Genomic DNA, 20,743 nt, shown 5'->3' with positions numbered 1-20,743 from the left:
CGAGCTAGGGGATACGTCGTACCGCGACACCTTGCGCCTGCAGGTATTCCTTGAGCGCAGATATCACAATCGCACCGGAGTGGAACACGCTGGCCGCCAGTGCGCCGTCCACGTCAGCCTCGACGAAGGCGTCGCGGAAGTGTTCCAGTGCGCCGGCGCCACCGGAGGCGACCAGCGGCACGTGGCAGATCGCGCGGGCCGCGGAAAGCTGCTCCAGGTCGTAGCCGCGGCGCACGCCGTCGCTGCCCATGCAGTTCAACACGATCTCGCCGGCGCCGCGCTGCTGCGCCTCGACCATCCAGTCCAGCGTGCGGCGCGGCAGCGCCTGGGTCTTCGCAGGGTCGCCGGTGTACTGGCGCACGCGCCACTCGCCGTCGGCGTCGCGCAGCGAGTCGATGCCGACCACCACGCACTGCACGCCGAACGCGGCAGCCAGTTCGTCGATCAATCCGGGACGCTCCAGCGCCGGCGAGTTCACCGAAATCTTGTCGGCGCCCGCGTGCAGCACCTCGCGCGCCTCGTCCACCGAACGGATGCCGCCGGCCACGCAGAACGGAATGTCGATCACCCGCGCGACCTTCTCGACCCAGCCGCGATCCACGCTGCGCCCTTCGGGACTGGCCGTGATGTCGTAGAACACCAGCTCGTCGGCGCCTTCGTCGCGGTAGCGCAGCGCGAGATCGACGATTTCGCCCATCACCACGTGGTCGCGGAAGCGCACGCCCTTGACCACCTGGCCGTCACGCACGTCGAGGCAGGGAATGATGCGGCGGCTCAGCATCGCGCAACTCCCGCCGTCGCCGCATCCACTCCCTCCCCTGCGTGCAGGGGAGGGCTGTGACCGAAGGGAATCCCTTGCGGAGGGAGGGGTGCTCTTCGCTGAACGCGCAAGAGGAGCTTTACCCCCTCCCAACCTCCCCCTGCGTGCAGGGGGAGGAGAAAAGCTCGCAAGGTCGTCGTCAATTTCATACTGCCAGCGCCTCCGCCACGGTGAAGCGACCTTCCAGCAGCGCGCGACCCAGGATCACGCCGCGCGCGCCGGCTTCGCGCGCGGCGCGGATGTCGTCCAGCGAGCGCACGCCGCCGGAGGCCTGCACGGCCAGCGACGGCACCGTGGCGGCAAGATGGCGGTAGAGATCGAGGTTGAAGCCGGCGAGCATGCCGTCGCGGTCGATGTCGGTGCACAGCAGGTGGCGCGCGCCGCGCGCGGCGTACCACGGCGCCAGCTCATCCAGCGTGCGCGCTTCGACTTCGGTCCAGCCCGCACTGGGCAGGCTCCAGCGACCGTCGAGGCGGCGCGTATCGAGCGCGAGGGTCAGCCTTTCGGCGCCGTAACTGCCCAGCCAGCCGGCCACGAGTTCGGGTTCGCGGATCGCCACGCTGCCCAGCACCACGCGCTGCACGCCGGCATCGAACAGCCGGCGCAAGTCGTCTTCCCCGCGTACGCCGCCTCCGGCCTGGATCTGCATGCCATCGGCGGCGATGGTCTGGATCACCGCGAGGTTGGCCAGGCTGCCCGAGCGCGCACCGTCCAGGTCGACCAGGTGCAGCCAGCGCGCGCCGGCCTCGGCATAGCGGCGCGCCAGCGCGCGCGGATCAGCCGCATAGGTGGTCTGCTGCGCGTAGTCGCCCTGCTTCAGGCGCACCACCTGGCCGCCGCGCAGGTCGATCGCGGGAATCACGTCGAAGTTCATAATTCGAGGAAGTTCTTCAGCAGTCGGGCGCCGACGGCGGCGGAGCGCTCGGGATGGAATTGCATGCCATGGAAATTGCCGTGCGCGATCACCGCCGAGAACGCGCCGCCGTAATCGGCCGTGGCCAGGGTCCAGTCGCCGACCGGTACCGCGTAGCTGTGCACGAAATAGGCCTGGTCATCGTCGCCCAGGCCTGCCAGCAGCGGGTGCGGCCGCCGCACGGACAGTCGGTTCCAGCCCATGTGCGGCACGCGCAGGCCGGGCGCTTCGGTGAAACGACGCACCGGCGCCGGGATCAGTCCGAGGCACTCCGTGCCGCCCTCTTCCGAATGCGCGCACAACAGCTGCATGCCGAGGCACACGCCGAGCACGGGCTGTTCCAGCGAACGCAGCACCTCGACCAGGCCCAGCTCGCGCAGCCGCGCCATGCCGGGGCCGGCGGCGCCCACGCCGGGCAGGATCACCTTGTCGGCGGCGCGGATCGCCGCCGCATCCGAGGTCAGCGCAGCGTCCACGCCCAGCCGCTGCAGCGCGTAGCGCACCGAGCCGATGTTGGTGCCGCCGGCGTCCACCAGCACCACGTTCATCACAGCGCGCCCTTGGTGCTGGGCAGTTCGCTGCCTTCGCGGCGGATCGCCTGGCGCAGCGTGCGCGCCACCGCCTTGAAGCAGGCCTCGACCATGTGGTGCGCGTTGTCGCCGCGCACGCTCAGGTGCAGGTTCGCGCCCAGCGTCTCGCACAGCGAGCGGAAGAAATGCGGCACCAGTTCGGTCGGCACCTCGCCCACGCGCTCGCGCGGGAAGCTGCCCTCGAACACGAAGTAGGGCCGGCCGGAAAGGTCCAGCGCGGCACTGGCCTGCGCCTCGTCCATCGGCAGGGTGAAGCCGTAGCGGCCGATGCCGCGCTTGTCGCCGAGCGCCTGCTTCAGCGCCTGGCCCAGCGCCAGCGCGCAGTCCTCGATGGTGTGGTGTTCGTCGATGTGGGTGTCGCCGTCGCAGGCCAGTTCCAGCGCGAAACCGCCATGCTTGCCGATCTGTTCCAGCATGTGGTCGAAGAAACCCAGCCCGGTGTGCGCCTGCGGCTCGGCCACCCGATCCAGGTCGACGCTGACCGTGATGCGGGTTTCCTTCGTGTTGCGCACCACCGTGGCGGTGCGCGGCGCATCCAGCAGCTGATGCGCCAGCGCATCCCAGCTCGTGCCGAGCGGGCCGACGCGGAAACCGCGCACGCCGAGGTTCGCCGCAAACTGCAGGTCGGTTTCGCGATCGCCCACCATCGCCGACGTCGCCCGGCTCCAGTCGTCGTCGGCGAGGTAGTGCCGCAGCATGCCGACGCCGGGCTTGCGCGTATCGAGGCCCTCGTGCGGAAAGCTGCGGTCGATCAGCACCTCGCGGAAGCGGATGCCCTGCGAGGCGAGGATGCGCAGCAGCAGCTCGTGCGGCCCGGTGAAATGCGGCTCCGGGAAACTGTCGGTGCCCAGGCCGTCCTGGTTGCTCACCATCACCAGCTCGTAGCCGGCGGCGGCGAAACGCTGCAACGCGGCGATCACGCCAGGCAACAGCGCCAGCTTCTCGTAGCTGTCGATCTGCTCGTCGGCCGGCTCCTCGATCAGGCAGCCGTCGCGATCGATAAAGAGAATCTTGCGGGTCACGGGTTGGTTTCCTGCAGAACGGCCAGCACGCGCTCGTTCTCCGCCGGCGTGCCGATGGTGATGCGCAGCGCGTCGCCGAGGTTGGGATAGCGGCGCACGTCGCGCACCACGATGCCGGCGGCGAGCAGGTGCCGATAAGCCGCGCCGGCATCGTCGAAGCGCACGGCGAGGAAGTTCGCCTGCGACGGCAGCACGTCGCGCACGTCGGGCAACCGGCGCAACGCCTCGCGCATCCGCGTACGCTCCGCGCGCACGACGGCGAGGTGTTCGCGCGCGTTCACCTGCCCCCAGCCGGACAACACCAGCAGCGCCGCGTCCAGGCTCGGCAACGGCAGCGGGTACGGCGCCATGATCCGACGCAGCAGTGCGATCACCTCGGCGTTCGCCAGCAGGCTGCCGATGCGCACGCCGGCCAGCGCCCAGGCCTTGGACAAGGTGCGCAGCACGGCGAGGTTGTCGTAGCGGTCGATCAGGTCGGCCACGCTGCCTTCGTCGGCGAACTCCACGTAGGCCTCGTCCACCACCAGCAGCGCGCGGCCGGCCAGCGCACGCGCCAGCCGTTCCACGTCGGTGCGCGGCACCGGCTGGCCGGTGGGATTGTTCGGCGTGCAGATGAAGACCAGCTTCACCGCCGGGGTCAGCGCGGCCAGCACCGCATCCGCGTCCAGCGTGGCGTCCGCCGCCAGCGGCACCTCGACGATGCCCGCGTCCTGCACCCGCGCGCACACCGCATACATGCCGAACGTCGGCGGCTGGATCAGGATCGCGTCGCGGCCGGCGCGACAGAACGCGCGCACCAGCAGGTCGATCGCCTCGTCGCTGCCGCGGCCAACCAGCAACTGTTCGCGCCGAACGCCGTAGAGTGCCGCCAGCGCGTCGACCAGGGCGGCGGGCTGCGGCTCGGGATAGCGGTTGCAGCCAAGGCCGTCGTCGCCCACCGGCGCCCACGCCGATTCGTTGGCGTTGAGCAGGACTTCGCCGCCGCTGGCCTCCATCCGTGCCGAGGAATACGGCTGCATCGCGCGGATCTCCGGCCGCGCCAGATCGAGCACGCTCATGCCAAAGCCTCCAGGCGCAGCGTCACCGCGCGGCGGTGCGCCTCCAGTTGCTCCGCCGCCGCCAGCGTGGCGGTGCACGGACCGATGTTGCGCAAGCCGTCCGCGCTGACTTCCTGCACGCTGATCTGCTTCTGGTAGCTGGCTACCGAGACGCCGCTGTAGCTGCGCGCGTAGCCATAGGTCGGCAGCACATGGTTGCTGCCGCTGCAGTAGTCACCCACCGATTCGGGCGCCCACTGGCCGAGGAAGACCGAGCCGGCGCTCTCGACGCCGTCGAGCAGCGCACGCGGCGCGGCGACCTGCAGGATCAGGTGCTCGGGCGCGTAGCGGTTGCTCACCTCCACCGCCTGCGCCAGCGAGTCGACCGCGATCAGCCGGCTCTGCGCCAGCGCCCGGCCGACGATCTCGCCACGCGGCAACTCGGCGCACTGGCGTTCGACCTCGGCCGCCGCCCGGTCCAGCAGGTCGGCGGAAGGACTCAGCAGGATCACTTGCGAATCCGGCCCGTGCTCGGCCTGCGACAGCAGGTCGGCGGCGACGAAGACCGGGTTCGCCCCGGCATCGGCAATCACCAGTACTTCGGACGGGCCGGCCGGCATGTCGATCGCGGCGCCGTCCGGATCGGACGACACCTGCAGCTTCGCCTCGGTCACCCAGGCATTGCCGGGGCCGAACAGCTTGTCGCATTTCGGCACGCTGGCGGTGCCGTAGGCCATCGCGGCGATCGCCTGCGCGCCGCCCAGCTTGAACACCTGGTGCACGCCGGTGAGGCGCGCGGCGTACAGCACCGCCTCATCGCAGCGGCCGTCGGCGCGCGCCGGCGAGCACAGCACCACTTCGCGGCAACCGGCGATGTGCGCCGGCACGCCCAGCATCAGGGCGGTCGACGGCAACGGCGCGCTGCCGGCCGGCACGTACAGGCCGACCCGGCCGATCGGCCGCAACATGCGCTCCACCCGCACGCCGGGCGCGGTATCCAGCGCCACCGGCTGCAGCGCCGCCGCGCGATGGAACGCCTCGATGCGTGTCGCCGCTTCGCGGATCGCGGCCTTCAGCGCCGGATCGAGGGAAGCCTCGGCCGCGGCGAATTCAGCCTCGTCCACCGCGATCGCCTGCAGTGCGCAACGGTCGTATTTCGCGCTCAGTTCGCGCAGCGCCGTGTCGCCGCCTTCGCGCACGGTGGCGATGATCTGCTCGACGCCGCGGCGCAGTTCGTCGGCCCGCGACTGCGCGGGGCGCGCCAGCGCCTCGCGGCGCGCCGTTTCATCCAGGGCGTTCCAGTCCAGACGTTTCATGCGAGCCTGCCCTTCATGCCAACCTGCTTCATGCCAGCATTTTCTCCACCGGCAGCACGAACATCTCGCGCGCCCCGGCCTTCTTGATCTCTTCCAGCTGCCGCCAGCTCACTTCGCCGGCACACAGCGCCTGCAACATCAATTGATCCGGCTGGCCGGCCACCGGCAGCAGGGTCGGCTGCGGGCCGCCCGGCAGCAGCCGGGTCACCGCCTCCAGCGAGTGGCGCGAGGTCTGCAGCAGCAGCAGGCGCGACTCGCGCACCTGGATCACCCCGTCCAGCCGCTTCAGCAGCAGTTCCAGCAGGTCGCCGCGCTCGTCCACCGGCAGCGCCTGCGGCCCGGCCAGCACGGCTTCGCTGTGCAGCAGCACGTCGGCCTCGCGCAGCTGGTTCGCCACCAGCGTGCCACCGCTCTGCACCAGGTCGCAGATCGCGTCGGCGGTGCCCAGCTTCGGCGCGATCTCGACCGAACCGGCCAGGGTCACCACGCCGGCATCGACGCCATGCGTGCGCAGCCATTCACCGAGCAGGCCGGGATACGAGGTGGCGATGCGCCGCCCATGCAGCTGCCTCGGCTCGCGGTAATCCAGTTCCTGCGGCACCGCGATCGACAGCCGGCAGCGGCCGAAGCCGAGCGGGCGCAACTCGGCCAGCGGCTCGGCCTCGCGGCCGTCGGTGAGCTGGAACTCGCTGAGCACGTTGCGCCCGACGATGCCGAGGTCGCACACCCCCTGGGCGATCAGGCCGGGGATGTCGTCGTCGCGCACCAGCAGCAAGTCGACCGGCTCGCCCTCGCCGAAGCAGAACAGCTTGTCGCGGCTCTGCCGGAAGGTGAGCCCGCAGCGGGTCAGCAGGTCCAACGCCGGCTCGGTGAGCCGGCCGGATTTTTGCATCGCGATGCGCAAACGGTCGCGCGGCTTCATGCCTTCTTCCTCATGGTCTGGGCCTGTCGCCGCGCTGCGCGGGCGGCGGCGGCCAGGTAGCCGCCGTTGCCCTGGTTTAGATAGCGGGCGACCCGGCCGATGGTGGTGATGCTGACCGCGGTGTGCTCGTGGATCTCGCGGTACGGCACGCCTTCGAGCAGGAACGGCACCACCCGCCAGCGGTCCACCAGCACCTCCAGCTCGGCCGGCGTGCACAGGTCACCGAGGAAGGCGGCCATCTCCTCGACGTTCTTCAACGACAGCAGCGCCTCGCACAGGCTCTGTTCGGCGGACTCCGCCGGGGTCTCGGGATTTCGTGATCGACGCTTCATGATGTATTAGTGCATTAATACAATGGTGCGCATTGTACACGGCATGCGGCATGGCAGCAAACGGGACGTTCGATGCACGTCGGGCCACCGTCCGGGCTTCGGCGTACGATCCCGCCGCCAGCTCCGCACCCGCCGACCCGCGGCGACGCTCAGCCGATCACGGGCCGGACATGCGATGGCCGACGCAACGCGGTCGATCGGGAACCCTTCAGCGCCGCGGATCATCCAACCCCGCACCCGGACACGCCGCGTGCCTCGTCGCGACATCGCGCCACAACCCCGGCGCCGCCGTCGGTGGGACAATGCCCGGGTCAAAGAAACCCGTCATCGAGAGAGCCCCAGTGAGACCGTCGCACCAGCACCCTCTGCATTCCCGGCGGCCAGCCCTGCGCAGGCACCACCAGCGCGCGGCCATCGCGGCACTGCTCGCGGGCATGCTGGCGCCCGCACTGGCCAGTGCCTGCTCCACCTGCGGCTGTTCGCTCAATTCGGACTGGTCCAGCCAGGGCTACGCCGTCAGCAGCGGCATGCATCTCAGCGTGCGCGAGGACTATTTCGACCAGTCACGACTGATGCACGGTACCGGCACGGTCGGCGCCGGAACGTTCACCTATCCCACCGACCAGGAAGTGCAGCGCAAGACCATCAACCGCACCACCCTGCTGGGCGCGGACTACAACTTCTCGCGTTACTGGGGCATCTCGGCCCAGTTGCCGTACACCGACCGCCACCACCAGACCATTGCCGGAGGCGACACCGGCGTCTCCACCTCCGATGCACGGGGCATCGGTGACCTGCGCCTGCTCGCGCATTACCAGGGTTTCAGCGATGACGCCGGCCTCGGCCTGCAGTTCGGCGTGAAATGGCCCACCGGCCGCTTCACCCAGGGCTTCGCGACGGGCCCGCAGGCTGGCCAACCGCTCGACCGCGGCCTGCAACTGGGCACCGGCACCACCGACGCCCTGCTCGGCGTCTACAAGTTCGGCTACCTCAGCGACTCGCTGGCCTACTTCAGCCAGGCCATGGCGCAGATCGCGCTGGACGCGCGCGACGGCTTCCGTCCCGGCAATTCGCTCAACGTCGACTTCGGCGTGCGCTATCTCGGCATGAGGCGCGTCACCCCGCAGCTGCAGCTCAACATCCACGGCGAGCAGCGCGAAAGCGGCAGGCAATCCGACCGCCCCAACAGTGGCGCCACCTATGCCTACCTGAGTCCGGGCATCAGCGCGAAGCTCACGTCGCGACTGGATGCCTTCGCATTTGTCCAGCTGCCGGTCTGGCAACGCGTCAACGGCCTGCAACTGGAGCCGCGTCGGCTGTGGTCGCTGGGCGTGCGGTATCGCCTCTGACCCGCCGCGAAAGCCGCCGGACACCGGTCGCCACCCGGCGATCCGCAACAAAAAAACCCCGCCGTGGCGGGGTTCCTCTGTCCAATGCAAACCGGCTCAGGCCGACTTCTTCTTCGGCGCGGCCTTCTTGGCGGCGGCCGGCTTGGTCACGGTCGGCTTGGCGCCCACCACGGCCGGCAGCACGCCATGCGCACGGGTATTGCCGTAGCTGCCGCGATAGGTCTTGCCGCGGCGGGTCTTGCGATCGCCCTTACCCATGGGAACTCCTTGATTTATCGGATGAACGGCCTGCCATCATAGCAGCGTCGGAGCGGCACGTCATGTCAGCGATGCGCGTGTCCGCTGCAGTCCCCGCTGGCGTCCAGGCACTTGCCCGGATCGATCTGCACGGTCACGTGCTGGATCCCGAAACGCTCCGCCAGCAGCCGGTTGATCGCCTGCAGAGCGCTCGCGCCGTCGGCATGCTCGTCCAGTTCGGCATGCAGGGTCGCCATCCGCGAACCGGACGCCAGCTGCCACACATGCAGGTGATGGATGTTGCGGATGCCCGGATCGGCGGTATGCAGCGCTGCCTCCACCTGGGCGCTGTCCATGCCGTCCGGCACGCCTTCCAGCAGGATGTGCGCGGACACCCGCAGCAATCGCCATGCGCTGCCCAGGATCAGCAGCGATACCAGCATCGACAGCAGCGGATCGGCCCACAGCCAGCCGAACCAGCGGATCGCCAGCGCCGCCAGCACCGCCGCCAGCGAGCCGAGCAGATCGCCCAGCACGTGCAGGCTGGCGCTGGCCAGGTTGACGTCGTCATGCGCATGCCCGTGCAGGATGCGCAGCACCAGCACATTCACCACCAGGCCCACGATCGCCACCACCAGCATCACCCCTGACAGGATTTCCCCGGGATGCAGCAGGCGCGTCACCGCTTCATAGGCGATCCAGCCGACCAGCACGAACTGGCTGAGCGCATTGACGAAGCCCGCCAGGACCTCGATCCGGCCGTAGCCATAGCTGCGCCGCGCATCGGCCGGCCTGGTCGCCATCCTGGCGCCGACCACCGCCAGCAGCAGGGCCAGCGCGTCGACCATCATGTGCCCGGCGTCGGCGAGCAGGGCCAGCGAGCCGGACCACATGCCGCCGACCACCTCGGCAACCATCATCAGGACGGTCAGCACGAACGCGAACAGCAGCTTGCGCGTGCGCCCGCCTTCCGCTGCGGTGGCTGCATGCGGATGCGCATGATCGTGATGGTGGGGGTGCGCTGTATTCACGCGTGCATGCTAGGAACGACGGTCGCCGTTACACAATCACGGGGTGCCGCGGCACGGCTCAATGCGCGCACTGCGGGCCGTGCACGTGGTCGCGGGCATGGAGTCGGTCGCGACGCAGGTTGACGAAATGCGCGCTGGCCAGCAGCAGGCCGCCGGAAGTCACCAGCATGCTGTGCAGGACGGTTGCATACCCCTCGGCGTAGGTGACCCCGAGCAGCAGCAGGGCCAGCCCGGGAACCGCCAGCAGGAGCGGCAGCGGTTGCTCGTGGCGGCGAAATCCGCGGACCAGCGCCACCAGGGCCAAGGCACAGGCAAACATCACGAAGCCGCGCTCGAAACGATGGTCGGCCAGGAATTCCAGGCCCACCAGCGGCAGCAGCGCCAGCACGAACGGCAGCAGCGCGCAGTGGATCGCGCATAGGAACGACGCCATCGCGCCTATGCGATCAGCCGCGTGCCACCAGCGCGTTTTGCCTGTCTGCTCGGAATCCATCGGCCCGTACCGGCGTCGCCAGACATGGCGACTCTGTAACCGGTCGGCGCAATGTTACTTTATAACATCACAAATCGCCAGATCCCGGCGCCGTCGCTCAGCCCTTGCGGCAATGCCGGCAGGTGCCGTGCACCTCCAGCGTCTGCGCCTGCGGCCGGAAGCCGAGCGCCCTGGCCTGCGCCTCGATGAGTTCGGCCACCCGTTCGTCGCAGACCTCTTCCGCGCTGGAACAGGTATCGCAGATCAGGAACGGCACCTGGTGCGCCTCGTCCGGGTGGTGGCAGGAGACGAACGCGTTGATCGATTCCAGTTTGTGGATGAAGCCGTTCTCGAGCAGGAAATCGAGCGCACGGTAGACCGTGGGCGGCGCCGCATTGCCATGCCGTTCGCGCAACTGGTCGAGCAGGTCGTAGGCCTTGATCGGCTTATCCGCGGCGGCGACCAGCTCCAGTACCTCACGGCGCAACGTGGTCAGGCGCAGGCCGCGCTTCTCGCTGGCGAGCTCCACCGCAGCCACGAAACCCCTTGGGTCGTCGTGGTGATGATGGTGATGATGCGGGTGCGGCTTGGCGGAGATGGCGGTCGTCAATGGGGTCACCTCGATGCTGATCATACACCCCTGCCACGCCCCCGCCCGGGCAGCGGCGGCGGCACGCGACGGGGCCGGGCCAGCACCACGAACCAGCCGATGGGCCCCAACAGCGCGGCCCACACGATGCCCTCCACCAGCCGTCCCCGCCACCACCCGAGCAGGGCACCGACCAGGACGAACAGCAGGCTCCACCAGAACAGCGCCGTCCACGGCACCAGCCGCATCAGGTTGAGGAAGATCCGCCAGAAGGCATCCGGTGCGGCGGGATCGACTCCCGCGCTCGCCCTGCCCAGCCATTCGTTCATGCGATCCCGCACCTGCCGTTAGGATAGGCGCGATGCTGTCCGCAGACGGCGCCCGCGCGCAAGCGGGCGTCGCCGCCGAGCCCACGAGGAACCGACGCCCATGCGCTGCCTGCTGATCGAGGACGACCTGGCGACCGCCGAGTTGGTCCGCCATGGGCTGGAACGGGCCGGCCACGCAGTGCAGGCATGCCACGAAGGCGATACCGGGCTGCGCCTGGCGCTGGACGGCAGCTGGGACGTGGTGGTGCTGGACCGCATGCTGCCCGGCGGCGTGGACGGCCTCGGCGTGCTCGCCGCGCTGCGTGGCCACGGCGTCGCCACACCGGTGATCGTGCTCAGCGCGTTGTCCAGCCTGGACGAGCGCGTGCGTGGCCTGCGCAGCGGCGGCGACGATTACCTGGGCAAGCCGTTCGCGTTCGATGAATTGCTGGCGCGGATCGAGGCGCTGGCGCGGCGCGCGATGCAGCGCGGCGAACCGGACGTGATCGAGATCGGCGACCTGCGCGTGGACACCCGCAACCGACGCGTGCACCGCGGCACCCAGGCCATCGCGCTGCAGCCGCGCGAATACCAGCTGCTCGAATACCTCGCGCGCCACCAGGGCATGGTGGTCACCCGCCGCATGCTGCTCACTGCGGTGTGGGGCTACCACTTCGACCCCGAGACCAACGTCATCGACGTGCAGATAAGCCGGTTGCGCAACAAGCTGGATCGCGACTTCCCGACCCCGCTGATCCACACCGCACGCGGGGTCGGCTATACCCTGCGCGCCGAATGAGTGCCATGGGCGGCAGCCCGCGCCATTCCGTCGTACTGCGCATGGCGCTGGGCTACGGACTGCTGCTGCTGGTCTCGGTCGCGGTGGTTTCAGCGATCTTCTACATCGGCACCGCCGGCCTGCTCGCGCGCAACATCGACATGCAGCTCGGGCTGGGCGCGCGCCGGCTGGTGCAGCTGCACGATCGCCAGGGACTGCCCGCGCTGCGTCAGGAGATCTTCGACCTGCTCACCGACGACCAGGACGTCAACACCGAGATCTATCAGCTCGACGCCCCCGACGGCAGCGTGCTGGTCGGCAACCTCGACCGGTGGCGCGCCACCGGCACCGCCAGCGGGGAATTGCTGGAACAGCAGGTGCGGCGGCGCGGCCAGGACACCGTGGGGCGCCTGCTCGTGCATCGCTTCCCGGACGGCGCGGTGCTGGTGGTCGGGCGCGACCTGCAGGATCAGCGCGACCTCGAACGCATGGTGCTGTCCGCGCTGGCCATGGGCGGCCTGATCGCCTTCGCGCTGGCCGCGGGCGGCGCGCTGCTGGTGTGGCTGCAGCTGCAACGCCAGCTCAAGGCGATCCACCGCACCACCGCAGAGGTCGCCGCAGGCCGGCTGGACCGGCGCATCACGGTCGGCCGTTCGCGCGACGAGTTCGCGATGGTGGCGCGCGACGTCAACCGCATGCTCGACCAGATCGAGCAGTTGATGAACAACGCCCGCGACGTCTCCAACGCGATCGCACACGACCTGCGTACACCGCTGGGTCGCATCCGCGCCATGCTGGAAGACGCGCTGCATCCGCAGCAGCCGCCACAGGCCCTGCGCGAAGGTGCGGCGAACGCGATCGACGAGATCGACGCGGTCACCCAGCTGGTGGACAAGCTGCTGCAGATCGCCGAGGCCGAGGCCGGCGTGCGCCGCCAGAACTTCGAGCCGGTCGCCTTGCGCGCCCTGGTCGGCGACATCGTCGAGCTGTACCAGCCGGCGGCCGAAAGCGAGGGCATGTCGCTCGCGCTGGCGGTCGAGGACGAGCCGCAAGTGGAGGCCGACCGCGACCTGCTGGCGGGCGTGCTCGCCAACCTGCTCGACAACGCGCTCAAGTACGCCGGCCAGGGCGCCGCGGTGCGGGTCGAGGTCCGCGCCGCGGCGGAAGACGTGTGCATCGAGGTGACCGACAACGGGCCTGGCATTCCGCCCGGGTTGCTGGGCCGGGCGACCGAACCGTTCTTCCGCGCCGACCCCAGCCGTTTTCAACGCGGCAACGGCTTGGGCTTGTCCATCGCGGCGGCTGTGGTCGCCCTGCATCGCGGGCAGCTTCGGCTGGAGGACGCGGCCCCCGGCCTGCGCGTGATCATCCGGCTGCCGCGCGGGAGAGACGGCAACCTTTCCGAACGGTAACTGTTCCCGCCCGGATCGCGCGATTAATTTAGCGCCGCCTGGCACGCGGCCGCCCCCGGTGATCCACGCCGAGGCGGGCGGCCTCGCCCCGCACGCCGCCCGTTGCCGCGCGACCTGCGCATGCCCTGCCCCAAAGGAATGCGTGATGTATGACCTCATCCGAACGGTGCGCCCTGCGCTGCAACCGTGCCTGCTCGCGGCACTGCTGGCCGTGCTTGCCGCCTGTGGCCGCCGCGCCGATCCGCCTGCGGCCGCGGCCCGGCCCGGCGACAGCATCACGCTGACCGAGCGCCAGGCACAGCAGGTGGCGGTGCTGCCGTCCCAATGGCGCGCATTCGACCGTCGCCTCGATGCCGTCGGCTACATCGACTTCGACCAGGATCGCCTGGCCCAGGTGTCTTCGCCTTACCAGGGTCGCGTGCGGCGGGTGCTGGTGCAGGTCGGCGACCGCGTGACCAAGGGGCAGGTGCTGTTCACCGTCGACAGCGCCGACCTTGTGCAAGCGGAATCGAACCTGGTGGCCGCCGCCGGCGTGCGCGCCCTGGCCGGCCACACCCTCGAACGCGCGCGCCAGCTGCTCGACATCCAGGCCAATGCCCGCAAGGACCTGGAGCAGGCCACCGCGGACCAGCAGACCGCCGAGGCCAACTACCGCTCGGCGCGCACGGCGCTGCGCCTGCTCGGCCTGACCGACGCGCAGATCGACCGCATCGCCGCCCACCGCGCCATCGACGGCGAACTGCGCGTGACCAGCCCGATCACCGGGCGGGTGGCGGCACGCACGGTGGCGCCGGGCGACTGGCTGCAACAGGGCGGCGCCGCGCCGGTCAGCGTGGCGGCCGACGATGCCTTGTGGATGGTGGCCGGCGTGGCGGAGGACGAGATCGCCCAGATCCATCCCGGCGATCCGGCCAGCGTGCGGGTGGATGCCCTGCCGGGGCTGGTGCTGCAGGGCCGGGTCGACCTGGTCGGCAGCAGCGTCGATCCGTCCACCCACCGCGTGCAGGTGCGCACGGTGCTGCACGGCGCCGACGCGCGGCTGCGCCCGCAAATGCTGGCCAGCATGGAGGTGCGCACCGCGCCGCCGGCGCGTGCCGTCGCGGTACCGGCGGACGCGGTGGTCCGCGAGGGCGACGGCACCATGACGGTGTATGTCACCACCGACGGACGCCGCTTCACGCGGCGTCCGGTGGAACTGGGCCGGCAGCAGGACGGCCAAGACGAGATCGTCGCCGGCCTCGCCGCCGGCGAGCGCGTGGCCGGCACCGGTGCGCTGTTCCTGAGCAATGCGCTGGCGCTGCAGTCGCAGTAACCGCCGGCAGCTCACCCGCAAGGAAACGGATCGTGCTCAGAGGTATCGTCGCATTCGCGCTCAACCGCCGCTCCATCGTGCTGATGGCGCTGCTGGCGTTCCTGATCGCCGGCCTGGTGGCGTATTCCAAGCTCAACATCGAGGCCTATCCAAACCCGGCCCCGGTGATCCTGGAAATCACCGCACAGGCACCCGGCCTGTCGGCGGAGGAAATGGAGCGTTCCTATACCCGCCCGATGGAACTCGGCCTGGCGACCACGCCGGGGGTGGACACGATCCGCTCGACCTCGTTCTACGGCCTGTCCTTCGTGCGCGTCACCTTCAAGTACGGCATCGACTACTACCGGGCGTACACCCAGGCCGCGCTCAACCTGCAGCAGAACGTCAGCCTGCCCAACGGCGTGCAGCCGCAGATCCAGGCCTCCAGCCTGGTCGGCGAGATCTACCGCTACCAGCTGGTCGGGCCGCCGCACTTCGGACTGACGCAGCTGCGCACGCTGCAGGACTGGGTGGTGAGCCACCGCCTGCTGTCGGTGCCCGGCGTGGCCCAGGTAGTCACCTGGGGCGGCACCACCAAGGCCTACGACGTGGATGCCGACCTGCGCCGGCTGCAGGGCTACGGCATCACCCTGCCCCAGCTGATCGCGGCGATCGGCAATGCCAACACCAACGTCGGCGGCCGCACGATCAGCATCGGCCAGCAGTCGGTGAACATCCGCGGCATCGGCCTGATCCGCGACACCCGGGACATCGGCGACATCGTGCTGTCGCAGTCGCACGGCATGCCGGTGCTGGTGAAGGACGTCGCCCGCGTCTCGATCGGCCACGTGCCGCGCCTGGGCCAGGCCGGCCGCGACGACCAGGACGACGTGGTGACCGGCATCGTGGTGATGAACCGCACCGAGAAGACCAGCGACGTGGTGGCCCGCGTCAAAGCCGAGGTCGACAAGCTCAACGGCGACGGCACGCTGCCCGCCGGCGTGCGCCTGGCGCCGATCTACGACCGCTCCACCCTGGTCGCGGTCACCACCCACACGGTGCTGCACAACCTGGTGTTCGGCTGCCTGCTGGTGTTCCTGATCCAGTGGATCTTCCTCGGTGACCTGCGCAGCGCGGTGATCGTCAGCGCCAACATTCCGGTGGCGCTGTTCTTCAGCATCATCCTGATGGTGGCCCTGGGCGAGTCGGCCAACCTGCTCTCGGTGGGCGCGGTGGACTTCGGCATCATCGTCGACTCGGCGGTGATCCTGATCGAGAACATCTTCCGCAACTTCCAGAAGAGCGCTGACGAGCGGCAGGAACTGCTGCACGAGCACGCGCAGAACGAGTTCGCCATGTACGCCCGCGGCGGCGCCGCGCACAGCTGGAAGGAGCGGCTGCGCCTGCTGTTCATCAGCGCGATCCAGGTCGACCGTGCGGTGCTGTTCTCCTCCGCGATCACGGTGGCCGCCTTCATCCCGCTGTTCACCATGCAGGGCGTGGAAGGCCAGATCTTCAACCCGATGGCGCGCACCTATGCGTATGCGCTGTCCGGCGCGCTGATCGCCACCTTCACGGTGACGCCGGTGCTGGCCTCCATGCTGCTGCCGCGCCACGTCGCGGAAACGGAGACCCGGTTCGTGCGCGTGGTCCGCCGGATCTACTCGCCGGTGCTGCGCTGGGCGCTGCGCCGGCGCCGACTGACGGTGCTGATCGGCGTGGCCTTCCTGCTGGTCGCCACACTGCTGGTCACCCGCATCGGCACCGAGTTCATGCCGACGCTGGAAGAGGGCAACCTGTGGATCCGCGCCACCATGCCCACCACTATCTCGCTGGAGGCCGGCGAGGCGCAGGTGGGCCGCATGCGGCGCCTGATCAAGGCGCATCCGGAGGTGGTCACCGTGGTCTCCCAGCACGGCCGCCCGGACGACGGCAGCGACGCCTCGGGCTTCTACAACGTGGAGCTGTTCGTGCCGCTGAAACCACAGGACGAGTGGCCCGCGGGCGACACCAAGGAGAAGCTGGTGGACTCGTTGCAGCGCGAATTCGGGCAGGCCTTCCCCGGGGTGCAGGTCAACTTCTCGCAATACATCCAGGACAACATCGAGGAAGGCCTTTCGGGAGTGAAGGGCGCCAACTCGGTGAAGATCGTCGGCCCGGAACTGCCAGTGCTGGAGAAGCTGGCCGACCAGGTGATGGAGCAGATGCGCCGGGTGCGCGGCGTGGAGGACCTCGGCGTGTTCCACGTGCTCGGCCAGCCCAACCTCGACATCACCATCGACCGTGCCAGGGCCGCGCGCTACGGCCTCAACACCGGCGACATCAACAGCGTGATCCAGACGGCTGCCGGCGGCACGCAGGCCACCACGGTGATGGAAGGCGATCGCCAGTTCCCGCTGACCGTGCGGCTGGCGCCGCAGTACCGCTCCGACATGCGCGCGATCGGCGACATCCAGGTCGGCTATGCCGGAGCGAACGGCGCCACGGCCTACGTGCCGCTGCGCGACGTGGCTCACATCTCGCTCGATACCGGTGCCTCCTACATCTATCACGAGCGCAACGAGCGCTTCATCCCGGTGAAGTTCAGCGTGCGCGGCCGCGACCTCGGCGGCACCGTGGCCGAGGCGCAGCGGCGCATCGCCGAGCACGTCAAACTGCCGCCCGGCTACCACCTGGTATGGGCGGGCGAGTTCGAGGACATGCAGCAGGCCAAGGGCCGCCTGGCGGTGGTCCTGCCGATCGCCGTCGGGCTGATCCTCGCCCTGCTCTACACGCTGTTCAACTCGTTGCGTGACAGCCTGCTCACGCTCGCCTCGATCCCCTTCGCGATCGCCGGCGGGCTGATCGCGCTGTACCTGTCGGGACTCAACCTGAGCGTGTCGGCGGCGATCGGCTTCATCTCGCTGTTCGGCGTGTCGGTCATGAACGGGATCCTGGTCATCACCCACTTCAACCACCTGTTGTTCGAGGGCCATCCGCCACTGGAAGCGATGCGCCTGGCGGCCGAACAGCGCATGCGCCCGATGCTGATGACCGCGCTCTCGGCCTGCATCGGCCTGCTGCCCGCCGCGCTCTCCAGCGGCATCGGCAGCCAGGTGCAGCGCCCGCTGGCCACCGTGGTGGTGGGCGGCATGCTGCTCGGTCCGGTGATGCTGCTGGTGGTGGCGCCGGCGCTGCAGGTGCTGGTGGTGGAGTGGTCGCAGCGACGGAGCCGGCGCCGCGCCGCGGCGGAGGCTTCACAGTGAACGCACGCAGGATCCGTCTCCTCGCCTGTTTCGTCGCCATCCCGCTCGTCGCCGGCTGCGCGGTCGGCCCCGACTACCAGCGCCCGGCGTTGCCGGCGACGGACGCCTACCTGCGCGAGCCGCTGCCGGCGACAATGGGTGGGACAGGCGACAGCCAGCGCCTGCTGCCGGGAGCGCAGGCCAGCGCGGCATGGTGGCAGGCCTTCGGCTCGCCGCAGCTCGATGGGCTGGTGGCACGCGCGCTGGCGCACAACCCGTCGATCGACGGTGCCCAGGCCGCGCTGCGCGGAGCCCAGGAAAACCTCGCCGCGCAGCGGGCGGCGTTCCTGCCGAACGTGCAGCTCGGCTACTCGGCCAGCCGCCAGCAGAACGCCGTCGGCACCATCTCGCCCACGCTGACTTCCGGCCAGCCGATGTACACGCTGCACACGGCGCAGCTCACCGTGGGCTACGCAGTGGATGTGTTCGGGCTGAACCGGCGCGCGGTCGAGTCGCTCGCCGCGCAGACGCAGGCGCAGCGCCTGCAGCTGGAAGCGGTGCGCCAGGCGCTGGCCGCGAACGTGGTGGCGGCCGCGCTCCAGGAAGCTTCGCTACGCGCGCAGATCGAGGCCACCGAGGGCATCGTCGCGGACGCCACCCGCGCGCTCGCCCTGGTACGCCGGCAGGCCGAACTGGGTGATGTCTCCGGCCTCGACGTGGCGGCGCAGGAAACCGCCCTGGCGCAGGCCCGGGCCAGCCTGCCCCTGCTGCAGAAGCAGCAGGCACAGAACCGCGACCTGCTCGCGGTGCTGGCCGGTGAGCCGCCCGCGCAGGCGAACGACCCGCCGTTCGCGCTGGACGGGCTGCAGCTGCCACGCGATCTGCCGGTGGCGCTGCCCGCCACGCTGGTCGAGCGGCGCCCGGACGTGCGCGCGGCCGAGGCCCAGGTGCATGCCGCCAGCGCCCAGGTCGGCGTGGCCGTGGCCAGCCGCTTCCCGCAGTTCTCGCTGTCCGCGCAGTACGGCGGCAGCGCCACCGCTTTCGACCGGATGTTCGCCGCGGGCAACACGTTCTGGAGCCTGACCGGCGGCGTGGCGCAGACGGTGCTCGACTTCGGTGCACTGAAACATCGCCAGCGCGCCGCCGAAGCCGCCCTGCAGCAGGCCGTGGCGCAGTATCGCGGCGTCGTGCTGGTCGCGTTCCAGAACGTCGCCGACGCACTCTACGCGCTGGAAGCCGACGCCCGCGCGGCCGAGGCCGCCGCCAGCGCGGAGTCCGCGGCGCGGCGCACGCTGGAACTCACCCGCCGGCAGCAGCAGGCGGGCCAGGTGGGCGGACTGGCCGTGCTCACGGCGGAGCAGGCCTGGCGGCAGACGCGGATCGCCGCGGTGCAGATGCAGGCAGCGCGCTACGCCGACACCGCGGCGCTGTACCTCGCCCTCGGCGGCGACTGGCAGGGCGACGCGTCGAGGCGCTGAGCCGCGCGGGGCTCAGCCCTGCGCGAGGGCCTTCGCGTGGTCGAGGCGGCGCAGCGCCTCGGCGCGGCCGGCCAGGTAGATGGTGTGCTCGATCGAGGGCGAGACCTGGGTGCCGGTCATCGCCACGCGCAGCGGCTGGGCGACCTTGCCCATGCCTAGCGCCAGCTGCGCGGCGACCTGCTCGATCACCTGGTGGATCGGCCCGGGTTGCCACTCGACCTCGGCGAGCAGGGCCTTCGCCGCATCGAGCACGGCCGGCGCGCTGTCGTTCCTCAGGTGCTTGGCCACGGCCTTGTCGTCCCATTCGACGATGGGGCCGTACCAGATCTTCGCGCGCTCGGCCATTTCCTTCAGCGTGTGCACGCGGTCGCGCAGCGCCACGATCACGTCGACCGGCGCCGGGCCGTGCGACGCGCCGATGCCGGCGCGTTGCAGGTGCCACTCGAACTCGGCGGCCAGCGACTGCGGCTCGTCGGTCTTCAGGTAGTGCTGGTTGAGCCAGGCCAGCTTCTCGGTGTCGAAGCGCGAGGCGGCCTTGTTGACGTCGGCGATATCGAACAGCGCGATCATCTCCTCGCGCGAGAAGATCTCCTGGTCGCCGTGCGACCAGCCCAGCCGCACCAGGTAGTTCAGGATCGCGTGCGGCAGGAAGCCGTCGGCGCGGTACTCCATCACGCTGACCGAGTTGGTGCGCTTGGACAGCTTCTTGCCTTCCTTGTCCAGGATCATCGGCAGGTGCGCGAACTCCGGCACCGGGGCGCCGAGCGCGTGGTAGATGTTGATCTGCCGCGGCGTGTTGTTGACGTGGTCGTCGCCGCGGATCACCTCGGTGATGCCCATGTCGATGTCGTCGACCACCACGGCGAAGTTGTAGGTCGGCCAGCCGTCGGAGCGGAAGATCACCAGGTCGTCCAGCTCGCTGTTGGCGATCTCGATGCGGCCCTTCACCTTGTCCTCGAACACCACCGAGCCTTCGGTGGGATTCCTGAAGCGGATCACCCGGTTCGGATCGTCACGACGGGCCTCATGAAAGCCGGGTTCGTTGCGGTCGCGGTAATGGCCGTTGTAGCGGGGCTTCTCGCCCTTCGCCATCGCCGCCTCGCGCATCGCCTCGATCTCCTCCTTGCTCTCGTAGGCGTAGTAGGCCTTGCCGGCGGCGACCAGTTCGGTGGCGACCTGCCGGTACCGCTCGAGCCGCCGGGTCTGGTAGAACGGGCCCTCATCGGCGTCGAGGTCGAGCCAGTGCATCGCGTCGAGGATCGCCTGTACCGCCTCGTCGGTGGAGCGCTCGCGGTCGGTATCCTCGATGCGCAGGATGAACTGACCGCCGCGGCGGCGCGATTCCAGCCAGCAGTACAACGCGGTGCGCGCGCCGCCGATGTGCAGGAAACCGGTAGGGCTGGGGGCGAAGCGGGTGCGGACGGTCATGGGATTCTTCGGACGGGCGTCAAACTTGGCATTTTAGCCGAACCCACCCGGGCCCGCGGCACGGGCGGACAGGCTCAGTAGGCGCCCCTGCCTAGCGGGATGCATCTCATCGCCGGTCTCCAGCGCGGGAAGAATGACCCGGTGTAAGCGCAGCGTCACGCGCCCGCCACGCCAGCGCAACGCCATTTCGCGAA

At 69.8% G+C, this 20,743-nt stretch carries 20 protein-coding genes; 6 read left to right on the top strand and 14 right to left on the bottom strand.

Going from position 1 to position 20,743, the window contains the following annotated elements; genetic code table 11:
* Window positions 1-4: 4 nt before the first annotated feature.
* The 8 genes from hisF to AC1Q5A_RS13085 all read right to left on the bottom strand — a co-directional run bounded on the left by hisF (window position 5) and on the right by AC1Q5A_RS13085 (window position 6,952).
* Window positions 5-781, bottom strand: a complete 777-nt coding sequence (hisF, locus tag AC1Q5A_RS13120; protein ID WP_492701270.1) for an imidazole glycerol phosphate synthase subunit HisF — start codon at window positions 779-781, stop codon at window positions 5-7.
* Window positions 782-965: 184 nt separating this feature from the next.
* Window positions 966-1,694: a 1-(5-phosphoribosyl)-5-[(5-phosphoribosylamino)methylideneamino]imidazole-4-carboxamide isomerase gene (gene hisA / locus AC1Q5A_RS13115; protein ID WP_492701268.1), complete on the bottom strand. Its 729-nt coding sequence runs from the start codon at window positions 1,692-1,694 to the stop codon at window positions 966-968.
* Window positions 1,691-2,281, bottom strand: a complete 591-nt coding sequence (gene hisH / locus AC1Q5A_RS13110; protein WP_492701266.1) for an imidazole glycerol phosphate synthase subunit HisH — start codon at window positions 2,279-2,281, stop codon at window positions 1,691-1,693. The genes hisA and hisH overlap by 4 nt, the downstream gene beginning before the upstream one ends.
* Window positions 2,281-3,345 carry a bifunctional histidinol-phosphatase/imidazoleglycerol-phosphate dehydratase HisB gene (gene hisB / locus AC1Q5A_RS13105; RefSeq protein ID WP_492701264.1) on the bottom strand — a complete coding sequence of 355 codons (1,065 nt, stop codon included), beginning with the start codon at window positions 3,343-3,345 and terminating at the stop codon, window positions 2,281-2,283. The genes hisH and hisB overlap by 1 nt, the downstream gene beginning before the upstream one ends.
* Window positions 3,342-4,403, bottom strand: coding sequence for a histidinol-phosphate transaminase (gene hisC / locus AC1Q5A_RS13100; RefSeq protein ID WP_492701263.1), 1,062 nt, complete (start codon window positions 4,401-4,403; stop codon window positions 3,342-3,344). The genes hisB and hisC overlap by 4 nt, the downstream gene beginning before the upstream one ends.
* Window positions 4,400-5,698, bottom strand: coding sequence for a histidinol dehydrogenase (gene hisD, locus AC1Q5A_RS13095; RefSeq protein ID WP_492701261.1), 1,299 nt, complete (start codon window positions 5,696-5,698; stop codon window positions 4,400-4,402). The genes hisC and hisD overlap by 4 nt, the downstream gene beginning before the upstream one ends.
* Window positions 5,699-5,726: 28 nt before the next feature.
* A complete protein-coding gene (gene hisG, locus AC1Q5A_RS13090; protein WP_492701259.1) occupies window positions 5,727-6,620 on the bottom strand; it encodes an ATP phosphoribosyltransferase in 894 nt (297 codons plus the stop codon).
* Window positions 6,617-6,952, bottom strand: a complete 336-nt coding sequence (locus AC1Q5A_RS13085) for a YerC/YecD family TrpR-related protein (protein WP_114342898.1) — start codon at window positions 6,950-6,952, stop codon at window positions 6,617-6,619. Before AC1Q5A_RS13085 ends, hisG begins: the two co-directional genes overlap by 4 nt.
* Before the next feature lie 434 nt (window positions 6,953-7,386).
* Here AC1Q5A_RS13085 and AC1Q5A_RS13080 point away from each other — a divergent pair, with 434 nt between their 5' ends.
* Window positions 7,387-8,301 (top strand): hypothetical protein, encoded by a 915-nt coding sequence (locus tag AC1Q5A_RS13080; protein ID WP_492701256.1) that lies wholly within the window; start codon window positions 7,387-7,389, stop codon window positions 8,299-8,301.
* Window positions 8,302-8,397: 96 nt separating this feature from the next.
* Here the strand turns inward: AC1Q5A_RS13080 and AC1Q5A_RS13075 are convergent, their stop codons facing one another.
* The 5 genes from AC1Q5A_RS13075 to AC1Q5A_RS13055 form a co-directional block, all read right to left on the bottom strand.
* A complete protein-coding gene (locus tag AC1Q5A_RS13075; RefSeq protein WP_015447337.1) occupies window positions 8,398-8,559 on the bottom strand; it encodes a 30S ribosomal protein THX in 162 nt (53 codons plus the stop codon).
* Between the two features lie 65 nt (window positions 8,560-8,624).
* Window positions 8,625-9,569 (bottom strand): cation diffusion facilitator family transporter, encoded by a 945-nt coding sequence (locus AC1Q5A_RS13070; RefSeq protein ID WP_492701254.1) that lies wholly within the window; start codon window positions 9,567-9,569, stop codon window positions 8,625-8,627.
* A gap of 58 nt (window positions 9,570-9,627) precedes the next feature.
* Entirely contained in the window at window positions 9,628-10,062 is a 435-nt protein-coding gene (locus AC1Q5A_RS13065; protein WP_492701252.1) for a MerC domain-containing protein, read from the bottom strand.
* 97 nt (window positions 10,063-10,159) lie between these two features.
* A complete protein-coding gene (locus tag AC1Q5A_RS13060; RefSeq protein WP_492701250.1) occupies window positions 10,160-10,675 on the bottom strand; it encodes a transcriptional repressor in 516 nt (171 codons plus the stop codon).
* On the bottom strand, window positions 10,672-10,959 hold the full coding sequence (locus AC1Q5A_RS13055; protein ID WP_492701248.1) for a hypothetical protein: 288 nt from the start codon (window positions 10,957-10,959) through the stop codon (window positions 10,672-10,674). Before AC1Q5A_RS13055 ends, AC1Q5A_RS13060 begins: the two co-directional genes overlap by 4 nt.
* 100 nt (window positions 10,960-11,059) lie before the next feature.
* Here AC1Q5A_RS13055 and AC1Q5A_RS13050 point away from each other — a divergent pair, with 100 nt between their 5' ends.
* From AC1Q5A_RS13050 to AC1Q5A_RS13030, 5 genes are all read left to right on the top strand, one after another.
* Complete coding sequence (locus tag AC1Q5A_RS13050; RefSeq protein WP_492701246.1) at window positions 11,060-11,737, top strand: response regulator transcription factor; 678 nt, start codon at window positions 11,060-11,062, stop codon at window positions 11,735-11,737.
* A 5-nt stretch (window positions 11,738-11,742) separates the two neighbouring features.
* Window positions 11,743-13,128 carry a sensor histidine kinase gene (locus AC1Q5A_RS13045; protein ID WP_492701244.1) on the top strand — a complete coding sequence of 462 codons (1,386 nt, stop codon included), beginning with the start codon at window positions 11,743-11,745 and terminating at the stop codon, window positions 13,126-13,128.
* Between the two features lie 145 nt (window positions 13,129-13,273).
* A complete protein-coding gene (locus AC1Q5A_RS13040; RefSeq protein ID WP_492701242.1) occupies window positions 13,274-14,440 on the top strand; it encodes an efflux RND transporter periplasmic adaptor subunit in 1,167 nt (388 codons plus the stop codon).
* Window positions 14,441-14,472: 32 nt separating this feature from the next.
* Window positions 14,473-17,664 (top strand): efflux RND transporter permease subunit, encoded by a 3,192-nt coding sequence (locus tag AC1Q5A_RS13035; protein ID WP_492701240.1) that lies wholly within the window; start codon window positions 14,473-14,475, stop codon window positions 17,662-17,664.
* A complete protein-coding gene (locus tag AC1Q5A_RS13030) occupies window positions 17,661-19,121 on the top strand; it encodes an efflux transporter outer membrane subunit (protein WP_492701238.1) in 1,461 nt (486 codons plus the stop codon). The genes AC1Q5A_RS13035 and AC1Q5A_RS13030 overlap by 4 nt, the downstream gene beginning before the upstream one ends.
* 12 nt (window positions 19,122-19,133) lie before the next feature.
* Here the strand turns inward: AC1Q5A_RS13030 and gltX are convergent, their stop codons facing one another.
* On the bottom strand, window positions 19,134-20,549 hold the full coding sequence (gene gltX / locus AC1Q5A_RS13025) for a glutamate--tRNA ligase (protein ID WP_492701236.1): 1,416 nt from the start codon (window positions 20,547-20,549) through the stop codon (window positions 19,134-19,136).
* Window positions 20,550-20,743 lie beyond the last annotated feature (194 nt).

The organism is Rhodanobacter sp. GW835-FHT13D09 (assembly GCF_058793995.1).
Note: the sequence above shows the minus strand (reverse complement) of the source record. Positions and strands in the feature narration are given on the sequence as shown.

Excerpts from the sequence above, each read along its gene's own strand:
- hisF (WP_492701270.1), bottom strand. The coding sequence starts at position 781 with ATGCTGAGCCGCCGCATCATTCCCTGCCTCGACGTGCGTGACGGCCAG.
- hisA (WP_492701268.1), bottom strand. The coding sequence starts at position 1,694 with ATGAACTTCGACGTGATTCCCGCGATCGACCTGCGCGGCGGCCAGGTG.
- hisH (WP_492701266.1), bottom strand. The coding sequence starts at position 2,281 with ATGAACGTGGTGCTGGTGGACGCCGGCGGCACCAACATCGGCTCGGTG.
- hisC (WP_492701263.1), bottom strand. The coding sequence starts at position 4,403 with ATGAGCGTGCTCGATCTGGCGCGGCCGGAGATCCGCGCGATGCAGCCG.
- hisD (WP_492701261.1), bottom strand. The coding sequence starts at position 5,698 with ATGAAACGTCTGGACTGGAACGCCCTGGATGAAACGGCGCGCCGCGAG.
- hisG (WP_492701259.1), bottom strand. The coding sequence starts at position 6,620 with ATGAAGCCGCGCGACCGTTTGCGCATCGCGATGCAAAAATCCGGCCGG.
- AC1Q5A_RS13085 (WP_114342898.1), bottom strand. The coding sequence starts at position 6,952 with ATGAAGCGTCGATCACGAAATCCCGAGACCCCGGCGGAGTCCGCCGAA.
- AC1Q5A_RS13080 (WP_492701256.1), top strand. The coding sequence starts at position 7,387 with ATGCTGGCGCCCGCACTGGCCAGTGCCTGCTCCACCTGCGGCTGTTCG.
- AC1Q5A_RS13075 (WP_015447337.1), bottom strand. The coding sequence starts at position 8,559 with ATGGGTAAGGGCGATCGCAAGACCCGCCGCGGCAAGACCTATCGCGGC.
- AC1Q5A_RS13065 (WP_492701252.1), bottom strand. The coding sequence starts at position 10,062 with ATGGATTCCGAGCAGACAGGCAAAACGCGCTGGTGGCACGCGGCTGAT.
- AC1Q5A_RS13060 (WP_492701250.1), bottom strand. The coding sequence starts at position 10,675 with ATGATCAGCATCGAGGTGACCCCATTGACGACCGCCATCTCCGCCAAG.
- AC1Q5A_RS13055 (WP_492701248.1), bottom strand. The coding sequence starts at position 10,959 with ATGAACGAATGGCTGGGCAGGGCGAGCGCGGGAGTCGATCCCGCCGCA.
- AC1Q5A_RS13050 (WP_492701246.1), top strand. The coding sequence starts at position 11,060 with ATGCGCTGCCTGCTGATCGAGGACGACCTGGCGACCGCCGAGTTGGTC.
- AC1Q5A_RS13045 (WP_492701244.1), top strand. The coding sequence starts at position 11,743 with ATGGGCGGCAGCCCGCGCCATTCCGTCGTACTGCGCATGGCGCTGGGC.
- AC1Q5A_RS13040 (WP_492701242.1), top strand. The coding sequence starts at position 13,274 with ATGTATGACCTCATCCGAACGGTGCGCCCTGCGCTGCAACCGTGCCTG.
- gltX (WP_492701236.1), bottom strand. The coding sequence starts at position 20,549 with ATGACCGTCCGCACCCGCTTCGCCCCCAGCCCTACCGGTTTCCTGCAC.